We start from the raw sequence: 14,575 nt of genomic DNA, 5'->3' as shown, positions 1-14,575 counted from the left end.
TGAAAGAGATTGCACGATAGATTGTCCTGTATGAGCTGCAAGTTGAGCCGCCAACTGTACAAGCCGTTTGGTCCTTCGTACATCCCCTAATTTTGCGCGCTGAAAAATGCTCTGTGCCCAGAGTGATGGTTCACTTAAAAACATGGCATGTGGTATCTGAAACAAAAGGTCAGGATCAGATCAGGTTAATTAAAAATGGTTCAAAAAAATCCCTCGGGGCAAACCGAGGGATTTGTGTAGAAGAGACAGGCACTTAGCGGGGATTTTTGCTTTTTAAAGGCTTACACAAATTGCCTGATGGCGATCGCGATGATCAGGACTGGGCACACATACTTCACGTATCTTGGCCAAATGCGCCAGAAGAGTCCTGTGGTATCGACACCCTCTTGTCCACGAATCGCCTTGAGTAATTGTGTTTGGCGCCAAATCCAACCTAAGTAAATCGCAATGCCGAGGGCGACCAGCGGCTGTGCGATTTGGGTGGTGAGCATAATAGTGAAGCTAAATAATGTCTCAAAAAATACCGCCAACAATAGAGATAATGAGGTCAGCAATAGGCCAATGATCAAGGTTGCGCGCTGGCGGCTGAGTCCGAATTTTTGCATCACATAGCTAGTCGGGACTTCGGCGATGGAAATGGCAGAAGTCAGGCCGGCGATGATCAGCAGAATAAAAAACACCACGCTAATGATAAGGTTCGCCGTATCTCCTAAGGTGGAAAATAACGCGGGTAAAACAGTAAACACCAGCGCATCTGAGTCGAGTAGTTTGCCTTCGGCGTTAAAAATCTCCACGCCATTGTGCTGGGCCACATACATGGCTGGGATGATTAAAAAGGCGGCGAGAAAGGCGATGCCGCTATCGGTAAAGGCAACCCAGACGGTCAGCTTGGCGATATTCTCTTTTTGGCTCAAATAGCTGCCATAAACCATCATGGCACCTGTGCCTATGGTGAGGGAGAAGAAGGTTTGTCCGAGCGCGCTGATCAAAGTATCTGGCGCCAGCGCCTTGGTAAAGTTAGGCGTTAGTAGCGCGCTTATCCCTTCGCTCGCACCATTTAGGGTGAAGATATACGCCACGCCCGCGATCAGCATGATCAGTAATAACGGCATTAAGCGTTTCGACCATTTTTCTATGCCTTCTTGCACGCCTTGCAGTAATACCAGAAAAACCAGCGTGCTGAAGATCAGTGTAAACACCAGATTACGTGACAGCGAAAAATCCACTAGCCAAGCGGCGGTATCATTCGAGCCAAAGGCAGTGGCGATAGGCGCGATGGCAAAGCTGACAAACCAGCCGGAGAGAATACTGTAGAAGGTATAAATCAATCCCGCTGTCATTATGGAAAGCAAACCTATGGTCTTGCCTAAACCGCGGGTGAGCGAGTTGAAGCCGAGTTTGCCCATGGCATCGGCGGGGTTGGTTTGCCCGTGGCGACCTATCATGAGTTCAGCCATCAGCATGGGAATGCCTAGGATGAAAATCAGCACTAGGTACACAAGTAGAAAGGCGCCGCCACCATGGGTGGCCGCTTGGGTGGGGAATCCCCAAATATTGCCGACGCCAACGGCGCTACCTGCGGCCGCCATGATAAAACCTAAGCGTGAGCTGAAGTGGTTAGTTGAACTTGTATTGGCCGATTGCATTGTGCCTCCCGTAAAAAGAAGGCGTATCTTAGGCGGATAAATTAGGATTTCAACGCAATTTTAGTGCGTTAAAATGGTGTTAATCTGCAATAATTTATCGGTTTTTGGCTGTAAGTTGATGTTGTGTGCCGCCTATCTGTTTTGTGCGAGATTTTATTGCTATCAGGTGCGACTGAAGGTTGAGATTTGGCGAATCATTGCGATGATAAAAATTTATTGAATTGTGATCTTATGGTCAAAAAATACCGTATGGCAGATGTCTAACCGCTATTTTGTGCTATGACTGTTACTTGTGCCGCTGTCTTGTTTGCGGTGTTTGCCGTGACTGTTGGGTGTTGGCTTATGCTTGAATGTTGACATGCCCTAAGGGAATGGCCGTGTGGTCCTTAACCTTTTTGAGGACAAAGCTGGAATGCACCCCTGCGATATGCACGTTGGTCGTGAGTTTATCTAACAGGAAAGTGCGAAAGTGCGCCATATCTTGTACTAGCACTTTAAGTTGATAGTCGGCCTCTGAGCCCGTGATCAGCGCGCATTCTTGGACTTCTTCGTAGGCGAGTGCATTGGTTTCAAATTGATTGAGAATCGCCGGCGTATGTTTCTCCATTCGAACATGGATATACGCGGTCAAATGCAGGTTGAACTTATCCGCCGACAGACGCGTTGCATAATCGGCAATATAACCCGCTTCTTCTAAGGCTTTAACACGGCGCGAGCAAGGAGATGGCGATAGTCCGACTTTATTGGCCAGTTCGAGATTTGATAATCTGCCGTGGGTTTGCAGTAAGCGCAGAATTGTTAAATCGAGTTGATCGAGTTTGTAGGGGTGAGTGTCTGTCATTGAAAGCTTAGGGTTAACTGAGTCAGCCTCTAGTTTGCCAGTCTTAGCCGACTTTGCCAAAAATCTTGATCAAATGAGACATTTTAAGGTTGTGACAGTGATAACGGATAGAGATTTTGGGAGTCGCGCTGTTTGGAACTCCCGTTATTTACCGCTATTGTTATGATACTAATAAGAGTGAGACACTGTATGCGCTTGAGTTTGTTGCTAATCTGCTTATTCATATTACCGACTTATGCATTTTCTGCATCGTTAACCATTGGTAGCGCTCTAAATCGACCGCCTTATATTATCGAAGATGCTGAATCAGGGCTTGAGATCGATATTATTAAGGCCGCGTTTAAGGAAATGGGGCAGCCAGTCAACTTCAAATTCTACTCTCGTAAACGCCAAGTTTTATATTTCAATAAAGATCGATTAGATGCTGTAATGACGATGAACCCTGCAAATGGCGTTGATGGTTATTGGTCCAATGATTATGTTGAATATACCAATGTGGCGATCAGTTTGGCCGAACAACACCTTGAAATAACACGTATTGTGGATCTTAAAAAGTACAGTGTCGCCGCTTTTGAAAATGCTCGCTTCTTACTTGGCCCTGAGTTTAATGCCGTAGCGCAACAGACTATTTATCGTGAAGTCGATAGCCAATTAAGCCAGAACCGTATGTTGTACTTAGGTCGCATTAATACTGTGATTGCCGATCGTTATATATTCGCTCAACTGAATAAGTTCGTTGAGGATGATGTTGATACCCAGCAAGCATTAAGCTACCACTTTATTTTCCCCCCAACATCCTATCGAATGGTGTTCCACAACTCAGTGGCGCGGGATACTTTCAATCAAGGGCTCGCTAGAATTAAGGCCAATGGGATTTATCAGGCCCTAGTGGCAAAATACTTAGGCAGTGCTTAGCAATGCCTAAGTATTTAACTTCATAGTGTTTGAAGCTGTTGTATTTGAGTCGACAGCCAAATCGAGACGCTGAATTAACAGCGTTAGCGTTCAGATCCTTTAGCAAACGCATGGGAGAGTGGACGCAACTTACTGACAAAAAACACGCTACATCCGCTGATGATGGCGGCTAAAAAGGTTGAAAACAGTACATCCTGTGGCCAATGCATGCCAAGCAGCATACGGCTTAATCCCATCAAAAATCCCCAGCTCCATAACGCCATGACTAAGCTAGGTAATCCAGCGAGTAGCAAATAGTAGCTGGCGGTAAGCACTAGCGTCACAGCAAAAATGGTATGTCCCGAAGGAAAAGAATAGCCGATTTCATCTTCCCAATGCTGATGGATCCGTGAGTCGAGTTTCAAGGCAGGTTCTGCAGCGATCAAGCTATCGAGTGCATTGGCAATTGTCTTTGAACGTGACTGTTTATCCAATTGATAAAAGGCATCGAGTGAAAGCGGTTCATGCTTAGGCAGTGCTTGTTCTGCTAGAAAAACGAGATTAGGTCTGGGTTCTTTAAAATAGGATTTGAGGGTGTGGCTTAAGCCTAAACTGATAACTTGGCTGAGGCTGATGGCAAAAAATAAACTTATAAAGAGTGGTTTAGGCATATGACGATAGGCGATCGCCAATACAAACAAGACTGTTGCGACGCCATAGGGCGCTGTGCCCGTCATGGTAATCCAATATAAGGTTTTGGCTAAGGTAGAGTGCAGATCGATCAGTGGAAACAGCTGATTCTGTGTCAGTAATAGTAAGCCCGGAATGGTTGCCAACAGTATCCAAGCTAAACCTAAACGGCGTAAAAGATAGACGCTATGGGTCAAAATATAAGCCTCTTCATAAAACGCCATAGGCTACAACGCGGCAATGGTTTTGCCAATAAAAAAATCCCGACAGCAAAAGATGGCGCTGTCGGGGGTCTTCAAGGGTGGATCGGTAGGGCGCTATTGCGCCGTGTTCTTAGGGTGATGCCTAGTCACGAACATCAAAATCAACAGTACGACTAACAGTAAACCTGAACCCATCAATAGGGCGTAATCTTCCAGTTGCAGTATCGAGTACAGCACGGCATATAAACTCACCAGCATGATGCCCACTAATGCACCGCGCTTAATACTTGCTGTGGCACTCCCTACATAAGCCGATACCGACAGCACGGGAATACAGGCGGCAATTAAATAGGCATGCAAGAAGGCTAGATGCTCAGATAGCGAGAGTAGTAGCAAATAGAACAAGGCCATGGCGCTGCCGACTAACACATATTGAATCGTGCTTAGGCTGGTTTTTTGTCCGATTTCGAAGATAAACAACATGATAAAAGTCAGCACGATAAACAGTAGGCCGTATTTTACCGAGCGATCAATCTTGCCGTAGTGAGTCACTGGTTCGAATAAAATCGCATTGGCCGACACTTCAGTGAGAGTCGATTGATTACTCTTAATAAACTCTTGTGGATAGTTACGGGTTAAGTGGCTGATATTCCAACTTGCAGTAAAGCCTTGCGCGTTGATGTCCCGTTCTGCGGGTAATAATCCCTTAAAGCTTGGATGCGGCCAGTCGGCGCGAATATTGATTAGCGTTTGCTCGCCTAGTGGCAATGCGCTGATAGACTGAGAGCCGCGTAGTGTCATGGCAAAATCCACACTAAAATCACTTGCTTCGCTGACTTGGATCTTTTGATTAAAGCCTTTTTCTAAACCGCCAGTGGTTAACCCCGTGCCCGACATCAGTGATCCAGAGAGTAATGTCGATTCACCGGTGATTTCAATTTTTTCTACTTTATCAATTGCTTGATTCGATGACACCCCAAAGACTAACCGGGCATTTTTGTTATCGAAGGCGATAAGGTTAGGAATATCATAACGGTTAAGGCTGAAGTCGGCCTGACCTTGTAGAGCTGCGTTATACACCAGCGATTGATAAATGCCACGGGTGCGAAAATCATGTTTTAGGTCTAAGTCGAGGGTGAGCTTTTTCGGTAGGATCACTAGCTCATCTTGATAGGTACGCTTCACTTCATGGCGAGTTTTACCGTCGTTACTGACTTCTTCTTGCAACACAAAATAGCTGTAAGGGATCACCAGCGCAGGACCTGAGAGGGTTTGCTGCTCACCCCATGAACGGCCGATTTCATCGACAACGCTGTGGTAAAGGGTTTGGCGATCAGAAGTCATATCCATAATGATCCCCAGCGGGATCAACGCGAGGATTGAGAGTATGCCAATGGTTAAGGCTTTTAATAAGGTGGTGTTTTTTAATGCCGTTCCCTTTGCGGTGGCTGCTGCCCACGGTTCTTGTGCTGACATATCGATTCCTTGACTTCGATTAAATTTTTTGAGGAGTGCGCGCACCACTAAATAGGCTGCGCTACCAAATAAGGCCAAACTAAGTAGGGTGAGTACCCAGAAAATAATGCTGAACATTGAATTTCATTCCCTATGAAATACGACCGAGACTTATCCGCTAAGATTGTGCAGAGTTAACTCGGTATCACGGCGGGTATTAAAACAGATTTTTTTACAAAAGTTGCGGGCAAGTTGCTGATCAATAGTGGCAAAATTATGGCGATTGCCGCTAAATCCATACTCATTATTCAAGTTTATGAATCTGATAGTGGGATGTCTTTGCCAAATTTTGGGTGTTTTTTCTCGTAGTCATTTTCTTTTTTAATATGCTTGAGCAGTGCTTTGAAGCTTTGTTTAAAGACGTCAAGTTCTGCGGAATAGACTACGGCATGGTGGGAAAACCAGTGGTGTTTTTCTCGATCACGGTTACTGTAATCGGGCCAAATACGCAGCTCATACTCATCACCCATGACGACAATGACATAGGCAATGGCGCCATTGCTAAAGATGATACATTGGGGCAGGTACACCAGCTCTTCGCCTTTAAATAACTCATACTCTATCGCTTCGGTGCGCCAACTCACTATCGGTAGCGGCGCCTCGATAGAGCAACCAATCGACTGATGCTGATTAAACAGTACGGCGTTAATGTCATCCATTAAAAAGGGCCGGTGATCGCCATTTTTAGCAGCAAGTGAATACAAGATATTCATCAAAAATGGCAGCTTAGTGCCATTACCCGTTTTGCGGCCGCAGAGTTGTGCTTGGCGATAGTAGATATTCATCATCAATCCTTAATGAAGAGCCTATGCCAGATAGGCTCTATTTCGAGTCGTGAAACTAACGGGTAGGTAAACCGATAGCCGTTAAGGTATAAATGGCTTATGTTATCCGAAGATACTGCCTAGTGAGTAGACTTGTGCGTACATTTCACAAACCTGCTCGTTGAATAGTGTGCTAAATACTTTTATTTTCAGTTTGTTATATTTTTTCTCTGGTTTGGTATTGGCTGGTCGTTGAATTTGGAGAATCGATGTCTAATCCCTTTTCACCCCGCGAGTGGCTGCAATTAAATATGCAGCAGCAAGGATTATTGCAACCATATACTTCAGTCGCCGAGGCAATTTCACGTCTCAGTTATGTACAAATTGACTCTATTAACGTGGTTGAGCGAGCGCATCATCATGTGCTGCATAGTCGTATGCCAGAATATCAGCCAAAGATGCTCGATATGGCTTTAGCCAAAGGAGAGATCTTCGAATATTGGTCCCATGCGGCAGCTTATTTACCTATTGCCGATTACCGTTTTAGTTTGCAGCGTAAACAGCAGCTGCAAAATGGCGGTAAGCATTGGTTTGAGCCCGACGATAAAATAATGCAGGAAGTGCGGGCGCGAATCCTTGCAGAAGGGCCACTCAAGGCCAGTGATTTCGAACATAGTGAAGCTAAAAACGGTGTCTGGTGGGATTGGAAACCCGCGAAAAAAGCCCTAGAGCAGCTCTTTATGCGTGGTGAGCTGATGGTGGTGCGGCGGGAAAAACTCCAGAAGGTTTACGATCTCACTGCGCGGGTACTACCAAAAGATGTTGATGCTCAAGCACCGACAGATAGTGAGTTTACGCGCTATTTGATTGATCGTTATCTCGATGCCCACGCCTTCGGTACTGCGGCGCAAATGGCTTATTTACGCAAAGGTATGAAATCAGCTGTAGCCCAAGAATTGGCAGAGTTGTTAGCTCACGGGTTATTAGCATGTTTTAAGGCTGCGGGCCAAAGCTACTTTTATCGCCCTTCATTACAGCTAAATGCACCATTACCTAATAAAGTGTGGCTGCTTAATCCCTTCGATAATTTATTGATCCAACGGCAAAGGTTAAAGCAATGGTTTGATTTTGATTATCAAATCGAAGTCTATGTCCCAGCCGAAAAGCGTCAGTATGGTTATTATTCTTTAGCAATTCTGTGGCGCGACACTTTTGTTGGTCGCGTGGATGTTAAAGCCGATCGCCAAGCTAACCTATTGCTATTAAAGCAATTAACCTTAGAAGAGGGCGTGATGGTGAATGGCTTAGATGAGGATTTCTGTGCGGCCTTTGATATCGCAGTCAGTGAATATGCTCGTTTCAATGGCTGTGACCGCTGGAAGTTAGTCAAAGCTAACCATAAAGGCCTTAAGCAAAAGTATGCTCGCCAACAAAAGCTTTAATTATTTGTCTCTTTAGTTGGAGCATCCATAAAGCGAAAGCAGCCATACAGTAAGATTAGATACAGCAGTGGCAACGCAGCAATGACTAAAGATGAAGAAGTCGCAGTGCTATCGCTCGTAATGCGATAACAGGGAATATACACGGCGGGATAAACTAGGCTTCCCCATAGAAAACACTGATTCATCAATCGATAGATAAAAGCGGGTTTAATGCTTGATTGACTGGCCAGTCCCATCAAACTGGCGAGAAGCACACCGGGATAAGTGAGTAGCGGCACGCCACCAAGCAACCATAATGCCCAAAGAAGATAGTCCTGATAGTGTGTGCTGATTGTGACATCCATTGTAGCTTCATTCCTTGATTGTTCGACGCTAAAGCATTAAGTCTGTTTATGCTCTGGTTGCAGCGGTGGCCTTACTGCCAGCCCTTGCTGCATCTTAAGCCAAAAGCTTTGCTGACATAGATTGCTAAAGGATTTTTGCTGCGGCGAAATCGCAATATGAGCTGTTACAACCCGATAGCTGAGCCAATAATCTTCACAAACCATGTCTGACGCATAAGCTTGTTTATCTTGCTCGCTTAGCTTGCTAATCACAACCCCGTTATCGAAGTGATAAAGCGTTATGGACTCACGAATCTCCACATTATCATCGTGATAGGTTTGCTGCTCGTTTGATTGGCTTACCACGTAGACAGGGCTTGGATAGCCTTCAATAGCAAGGATATAGCTGGCGAGTTGTTGCATTATTTCCCCAAGTGACTCAATGCTTGAAGTGTTAAAAACAAAAAAGCACAGCTGCGCTATCGCTAACTGTGCTCTTTCAAACATGCATGATAAGTTAGCCCGCCGCGTTGAGCTTTTTTTCTAACTCATTGACTTGAGCTTGTAGGGCTTCTAATTTTTCGCGGGTTTTCAGTAGTACATGTTGCTGCACATCAAATTCTTCACGGGAAACCATATCTAACTTGAGCAATTGATTTTGCAGTACTTGCTTACTGCGCTCTTCAAATTCACCGGCAAATTGCTTTAGACCGCTGGGCAAACTTTCGCTCAATTGTTTCGCCATTTCTTCGATTTTCTTTGGATTGATCATAATCTTGTCCGCCTCTTTACTGAATAGCTCGATTGTAACTCAGTACGTTAGCTTTCAAAAGTAAAGCAGACGCGTGAACACTTTAGTTGGCTGTTGTTGGGGTTTATATCACGGAGAGGCTTATCTACAGAGTTGAGTTCTGCTCAACCTAAGCGGGGATTTGTTAGCCTTAAAACTGTCGATTCTGCTATGATCCCATCCCTTTCTGTCGACTTGTTTGGATATTGCGCAAAGATGAAACTCAATCCCGCCCAAAACGATGCTGTTCATTATGTTTCAGGCCCTTGCCTAGTATTGGCGGGTGCGGGTAGTGGTAAAACGCGCGTCATTATCAATAAAATCGCTTACTTGGTCGAAAAGTGTGGCTATAAGGCGCGTAATATTGCGGCGGTGACCTTCACCAACAAGGCTGCCCGTGAGATGAAAGAGCGGGTCGCTCAGTCCATGGGACGCAAAGAGGCCAGAGGATTGTGGATTTCAACCTTCCACACCTTAGGGCTTGAGATCATTAAACGCGAGCATAAGGTCTTAGGCTTAAAGCCAGGCTTTTCGCTGTTTGATGATCAAGATACCTTGGCACTGCTCAAAGAGTTAACCCAAGACGAGTTGGATGAAGATAAAGATTTACTCAAGGCACTCGCCAGTACCATTTCAAACTGGAAGGGTGGCTTAATTATTCCCGATCAGGCGCGCAAAATCGCTAAAGATGAGCAACAGCACTTATTTGCTATGTTGTATCAGCGTTATGCTCAACATATGAAAGCCTATAACGCTTTAGATTTTGACGATTTGATTCTGATGCCAACCTTATTGTTACGCCACCATGAAGAAGTGCGGACGCGCTGGCAAACCAAGATCCAATATTTGCTGGTGGACGAATATCAAGATACTAATACCAGCCAATATGAAATGGTCAAGCTGTTAGTGGGTGAGCGGGCGCGCTTTACTGTGGTGGGGGACGACGATCAGTCTATCTATTCATGGCGTGGTGCTAAGCCACAAAACCTCGTGTTATTGGGTAAAGATTTTCCACAGCTTAAGCTGATTAAACTGGAGCAGAACTACCGTTCTAGCCAGCGGATCCTACGGGCTGCGAACATTCTTATCGCGAATAATCCCCATGTTTATGATAAAGCCCTGTTTAGCGAGCTTGCCTATGGTGAGCCGTTGCGGGTGCTGTTTGCCGCCAATGAGGAGCAAGAGGCTGAACGTGTTGTTGCCGAAATTGTGCGGCACAAGTTTGTCGGCCGTACTCAGTTTGGCGATTATGCGATTTTGTATCGGGGCAACCATCAATCACGGTTACTCGAACGCGCACTGATGACGAACCGTATTCCTTATAAATTGAGTGGTGGTACGTCATTTTTTGCTCGTGCTGAAATTAAAGACATTATGGGCTATCTAAAGCTCGTGGTGAATCCCGATGACGATAATGCTTTCCTGCGCATCGTTAATTTGCCTAAACGTGGCATAGGTCCATCAACCTTAGAGCGTTTAGGTAATTTTGCCAACGAGAAGCATATTTCTATGTTTGCGGCGATTTTTGAGCCTGAACTGAATCATCATTTACCGCCTGCGGCTATGTCATCTTTGTATCAGTTTGGTCGTTTTATCGTGGAGACTGGGGAGCATGCCGAACGTGGTGAACCCGTCGAGGCGGTGAAGCATTTGATCCGTAAGATCAATTATGAAGATTATTTATACGAAACCAGCACCAGTGCCAAGGCCGCTGAAATGCGGATGAAGAATATCTCAGAGCTTTACCGTTGGGTGACTGAGATGCTCGCGGGTGATGAGTTAGATGAGCCTATGACCTTGCCAGAGGTGGTGACTCGATTGACGCTCAGGGACATGATGGAGCGCAATAGTGAAGATGAAGGTGGCGATCAGGTGCAGTTGATGACCTTGCATGCTTCTAAGGGCTTAGAGTTTCCCTTCGTGTTTATGGTTGGAGTAGAAGAGCGTATCTTGCCCCATCAAACCAGCATAGACGAAGATAACGTCGATGAGGAGCGTCGGTTGGCGTATGTGGGTATCACTCGAGCTCAACGAGAGCTTTGGTTCACTCTCTGCCGCGAAAGGCGCCAATTTGGTGAAACCATGCGTTGTGAGCCAAGCCGTTTCTTACTTGAGTTACCTCAAGATGATGTGGTGTGGGAAAACCGTAAGCCACAACAAACGGAGCAGGAGCGGATGCAAACGGGGCGGGCAAATATTTCTAGCTTAAGAGACATGTTTAAAAAATAGCGAGCGGTTTCGCTTACTATTCTTTTAAATCAGCTACTTATTTTTTACTAGGCATATTCGAGCTGAGCACAGATCTGTGGTTGGGTTTCACATAAGGTAAAAGTGTCGGCTAAAGCTGCCCCCTGACCCAGTTGATAACCCAGTTCACTGAAGATACGTTTTTGTTCAGGGTTATCAATGCCATCGACAAAGGTTTGAAGCTCTAAGGTTGATGCCGTTTTTTGATAGGCAGACATTAACTTAAGCTGTTGCTCGCCTTGTATTTGTTTGGTGAGGTTGGCATCGAGTTTTAAGCCTTTTATCGGCAGAAACAATAAGCTATTTAATGCACTATAGCCGCTACCGTACTGGCTGATGCCGAGTTTCACCCCGAGCTTCTGCAACAATTCAAAGCCATTGATATGATTTTCAGTTTCCTGCACTAGGGCTTTTTCATTGAAGAATAACCACAAATGGCTCAGGTTTAACTGGGTTTGCTTGAGAGTGTTTTTCAAACTGCGCAGTACATGCTTATGCTTGAGATGTTGGCTCGAAAGCATGACATGTAATTCAACAGATACATCATATTGCTTGAGGAGTTGGGGATAGCTGCTATCTATGATGCTGATCGTATATTTATCGAGCTCAACGGTAAGGTGTGACTGTTCAGCAAGCGTGCTAAGTTGTTCCTGCTGTAAGAGCCCACGCTGCGGATGTTGCCAGAACAGGCGGCTTTCTAATGCATGCACTTGACCTGTTTTAAAATTGACTACTGGTAAGTAACTAAGCTGTATTTCAGCATGGTGTAATGCATGTCTAAATTCAGTTTCTAACTCGACATCCTGCATGGCCTGATGTTGGGCGTTATCATCAAAAATAACATAGCAACCTTTACCATTGGCTTTCGCCTGATACATGGCAGTATCTGCATTACGTAACATAGATTCACTGGTATCGATTCTGTGTTTGCCACTGATGGTGATACCGATACTGGCTCCAGAACTAAATTCCATTGTGCCAAGTCGATAGGGCTGGGATATTTTTTGGATCACTCTTTCTGATATATCTTTCGCGTCGTTGATGTTGTTAATGCTATCGAGCAGTATCACAAACTCATCGCCACCGAGTCGCGCTAAGGTGTCGTTATCACGAATGCAGGACTTGAGTCGGCTTGCCGTCTCAATTAAGAATTTATCACCCTCTAGGTGTCCCATAGTGTCGTTAATCTGTTTGAAGCGGTCGAGGTCGATAAACAGCAGGGCAAACTGTTCTAAGCTATGGCGACGAACATGCTTGATCGCTTGAGATAAACGCTCCATAAACATAGCGCGATTAGGCAGGCCTGTAAGTGCGTCATGTTTGGCATCGTGAACTAGCTTGGCTTCCATACTGCGGCGTTGTTGAATTTCTTTCTCAAGACTTTTATTCAGTTCGGCTAACGCTTTGGTACGATCAATAACCTTTTCTTCTAGCTCTTCATAACTGCGTTGTAAGGACTCAGCGGACAGCTTTTTCTCGATAGCCGAGCCTATATGTTGTGATACAAATGTCAGTAATTCTAAGTCTTTAACTTGGTAATTCTGTGTCATGCTAAAACTGTAAATCGTTAACGCACCACGAACTTGATCATGGATAAAAAGCGGGATTCCGATCCACTGATGCATGGTTTGAGTATGATTTAACGCTGGCGCTTGGGAATATAGCTCACCAGAGGCAATTAATGCATTGATACTGCTTTGATCTAGCAATAGTGGGCGCTTATGTTTGAGCACATATTCGGTTAAGCCGTCTTGTAGCGGCCGAGTGCCAGGGTGCTTATTGGCTAATTGCGATACATAAAAAGGAAACGTGAGGTGGGTTTCTGTGTCATCCAAAAGCGCGATATAGCAATTGTTGGCGGGAATGAGGTGTCGAATAACATTATGCAATTGGGCATAAAAGTCTGGGTTGTCTGCACTGGAACTTGCTAGCTCGGCGATTTCGAACAGTGATTTTTGTAAGCGTTCAGCTCTACGCCGTTCATAGACTTCTAGTTTTAACTTATCGTAGGCTTGGCTGAGTTCTTTTGTCCTTTGCTGGATAGCTTGTTCTAATTGTTCTTGATGTTTTAGCCGTTCCATGACCCCAGCAATATGGTGACAAATGAACGTCATTAACTCGAGTTCGATTTCACCATAACTGATGTTTGTGTCATAGGTTTGCACCACTAACACACCCGTTACTATGTCATCTTGTTTGATGGGCACGCCCAGCCACAGATGACAGGGAGAACCTAAATTAACAATTTCTCCAGCGGCAATCAGTTCATTGACTGTGTCATTGTTACACAACAAAGCTTTCCCAGTTCTGAGTACGTAGCCTGTTAATCCTTGCTGTAATAATGTAGATAGTGATTGTTCAGGATAAAGCTCCGCTGGATGGGCATCTTTCTCATCAGCGAAAAAGGGGATGGCGAGTTCACCTGTGTGAGTATCCAGGGTTGAAATAAAAAAATTATCAGCGGGAATGAGCTGTTTTAGATGGCTATGTACGCCAACATAGAATTCTTCGAGTGAAGAAGCATGAGTCGCAATATTGGATATTTCGAGTAATGCGTTTTGAATGATCTCAGCATGCTTATATTTATGCGCTAATTGTTTTAAGCGAATAATTTTTTTGCGTAAGCGTTCCATTTCACTCACACGCGGCTGGCCAGTTTCATCTTCATCCTTAAACATGATACTCACTAGTTAAATATATGTTTGCTTTTACCAAAGTCTATAATTAGCATGAAATACTGTAACATCCAAGTCATATTTTGGCTGCATTCCGCTTTAAAAGTCAGCTAATGTGATAAAACTTGAGCAGTCAGTAAAAAAAGTGCAAAACAGCTATAGACTCAAAGGGGATTTGACCCTAGTATATGCGGCGCTAACCAAGGCGAGCGCCCATAGCTCAGCTGGATAGAGCGCACCCCTCCGGAGGGTGAGGCCGAAGGTTCGAATCCTTTTGGGCGCACCACTTCCGAACAGAGTTGTGAGCTTTAAGGTTAGCAAAGTAAGTGAAAATCAGTGGTGATTGTAGCTCAGTTGGTAGAGTCCCGGATTGTGATTCCGGTTGTCGTGGGTTCGAGCCCCATCAGTCACCCCATTCATTTACTTTGATATAAAGATTTTCATTCTCGGTGATTAGCGCAGTCCGGTAGCGCATCTGGTTTGGGACCAGAGGGTCAGAGGTTCGAATCCTCTATCACCGACCAAATTCTTCGCGTGACTAGCGA

At 45.0% G+C, this 14,575-nt stretch carries 13 protein-coding genes and 3 tRNA genes; 6 read left to right on the top strand and 10 right to left on the bottom strand.

Annotated features, from left to right (window positions below; translation table 11 throughout):
* From L5M28_RS15345 to L5M28_RS15335, 3 genes are all read right to left on the bottom strand, one after another.
* The coding region (locus L5M28_RS15345; RefSeq protein ID WP_263140584.1) for a transposase at nt 1-144 on the bottom strand (144 nt) is incomplete at its 3' end.
* Nucleotides 145-281: 137 nt separating this feature from the next.
* Nucleotides 282-1,646 carry a sodium-dependent transporter gene (locus L5M28_RS15340; protein WP_263203778.1) on the bottom strand — a complete coding sequence of 455 codons (1,365 nt, stop codon included), beginning with the start codon at nt 1,644-1,646 and terminating at the stop codon, nt 282-284.
* Nucleotides 1,647-1,986: 340 nt separating this feature from the next.
* Nucleotides 1,987-2,487: an Lrp/AsnC family transcriptional regulator gene (locus L5M28_RS15335; RefSeq protein WP_105253008.1), complete on the bottom strand. Its 501-nt coding sequence runs from the start codon at nt 2,485-2,487 to the stop codon at nt 1,987-1,989.
* Between the two features lie 189 nt (nt 2,488-2,676).
* On the opposite strand from L5M28_RS15335, the gene L5M28_RS15330 reads away from it, so the two are divergent.
* A complete protein-coding gene (locus tag L5M28_RS15330) occupies nt 2,677-3,402 on the top strand; it encodes a substrate-binding periplasmic protein (RefSeq protein WP_212600645.1) in 726 nt (241 codons plus the stop codon).
* 83 nt (nt 3,403-3,485) lie between these two features.
* Here L5M28_RS15330 and L5M28_RS15325 read toward each other — a convergent pair whose 3' ends face one another.
* From L5M28_RS15325 to L5M28_RS15315, 3 genes are all read right to left on the bottom strand, one after another.
* Entirely contained in the window at nt 3,486-4,295 is an 810-nt protein-coding gene (locus tag L5M28_RS15325; RefSeq protein ID WP_263203776.1) for a phosphatase PAP2 family protein, read from the bottom strand.
* A 93-nt stretch (nt 4,296-4,388) separates the two neighbouring features.
* Complete coding sequence (gene creD / locus L5M28_RS15320; protein WP_168825956.1) at nt 4,389-5,867, bottom strand: cell envelope integrity protein CreD; 1,479 nt, start codon at nt 5,865-5,867, stop codon at nt 4,389-4,391.
* Between the two features lie 176 nt (nt 5,868-6,043).
* The gene (locus L5M28_RS15315; protein ID WP_113940862.1) at nt 6,044-6,574 is read right to left on the bottom strand and encodes a hypothetical protein; all 531 of its coding nucleotides are present in this window, start codon (nt 6,572-6,574) and stop codon (nt 6,044-6,046) included.
* A 248-nt stretch (nt 6,575-6,822) separates the two neighbouring features.
* On the opposite strand from L5M28_RS15315, the gene L5M28_RS15310 reads away from it, so the two are divergent.
* Complete coding sequence (locus L5M28_RS15310) at nt 6,823-7,995, top strand: winged helix-turn-helix domain-containing protein (RefSeq protein ID WP_263203775.1); 1,173 nt, start codon at nt 6,823-6,825, stop codon at nt 7,993-7,995.
* Here the strand turns inward: L5M28_RS15310 and L5M28_RS15305 are convergent.
* The 3 genes from L5M28_RS15305 to ubiK all read right to left on the bottom strand — a co-directional run bounded on the left by L5M28_RS15305 (nt 7,992) and on the right by ubiK (nt 9,090).
* The gene (locus L5M28_RS15305; RefSeq protein WP_263168444.1) at nt 7,992-8,339 is read right to left on the bottom strand and encodes a hypothetical protein; all 348 of its coding nucleotides are present in this window, start codon (nt 8,337-8,339) and stop codon (nt 7,992-7,994) included. The two genes, L5M28_RS15310 and L5M28_RS15305, sit on opposite strands and share 4 nt — an antisense overlap.
* A gap of 36 nt (nt 8,340-8,375) precedes the next feature.
* On the bottom strand, nt 8,376-8,741 hold the full coding sequence (locus L5M28_RS15300) for a hypothetical protein (protein ID WP_263197096.1): 366 nt from the start codon (nt 8,739-8,741) through the stop codon (nt 8,376-8,378).
* A 94-nt stretch (nt 8,742-8,835) separates the two neighbouring features.
* A complete protein-coding gene (ubiK, locus tag L5M28_RS15295) occupies nt 8,836-9,090 on the bottom strand; it encodes a ubiquinone biosynthesis accessory factor UbiK (protein ID WP_006083441.1) in 255 nt (84 codons plus the stop codon).
* Nucleotides 9,091-9,324: 234 nt separating this feature from the next.
* Between ubiK and rep the strand changes: the two genes are divergently transcribed.
* Nucleotides 9,325-11,337 (top strand): DNA helicase Rep, encoded by a 2,013-nt coding sequence (gene rep / locus L5M28_RS15290; RefSeq protein ID WP_263197094.1) that lies wholly within the window; start codon nt 9,325-9,327, stop codon nt 11,335-11,337.
* 47 nt (nt 11,338-11,384) lie between these two features.
* On the opposite strand, the gene L5M28_RS15285 is transcribed toward rep, so the two are convergent.
* A complete protein-coding gene (locus L5M28_RS15285; protein ID WP_263197092.1) occupies nt 11,385-14,033 on the bottom strand; it encodes a diguanylate cyclase domain-containing protein in 2,649 nt (882 codons plus the stop codon).
* A gap of 206 nt (nt 14,034-14,239) precedes the next feature.
* Between L5M28_RS15285 and L5M28_RS15280 the strand changes: the two genes are divergently transcribed.
* The 3 genes from L5M28_RS15280 to L5M28_RS15270 all read left to right on the top strand — a co-directional run bounded on the left by L5M28_RS15280 (nt 14,240) and on the right by L5M28_RS15270 (nt 14,554).
* A tRNA-Arg gene (locus tag L5M28_RS15280) sits at nt 14,240-14,316 on the top strand.
* A 53-nt stretch (nt 14,317-14,369) separates the two neighbouring features.
* Nucleotides 14,370-14,445: transfer RNA gene (locus L5M28_RS15275), tRNA-His, on the top strand.
* 32 nt (nt 14,446-14,477) lie between these two features.
* Nucleotides 14,478-14,554: transfer RNA gene (locus L5M28_RS15270), tRNA-Pro, on the top strand.
* Nucleotides 14,555-14,575: the final 21 nt, after the last annotated feature.

The organism is Shewanella sp. SW32 (assembly GCF_025653365.1).
GTDB classification, from domain to species: domain Bacteria; phylum Pseudomonadota; class Gammaproteobacteria; order Enterobacterales; family Shewanellaceae; genus Shewanella; species Shewanella oncorhynchi.
Note: the sequence above shows the minus strand (reverse complement) of the source record. Positions and strands in the feature narration are given on the sequence as shown.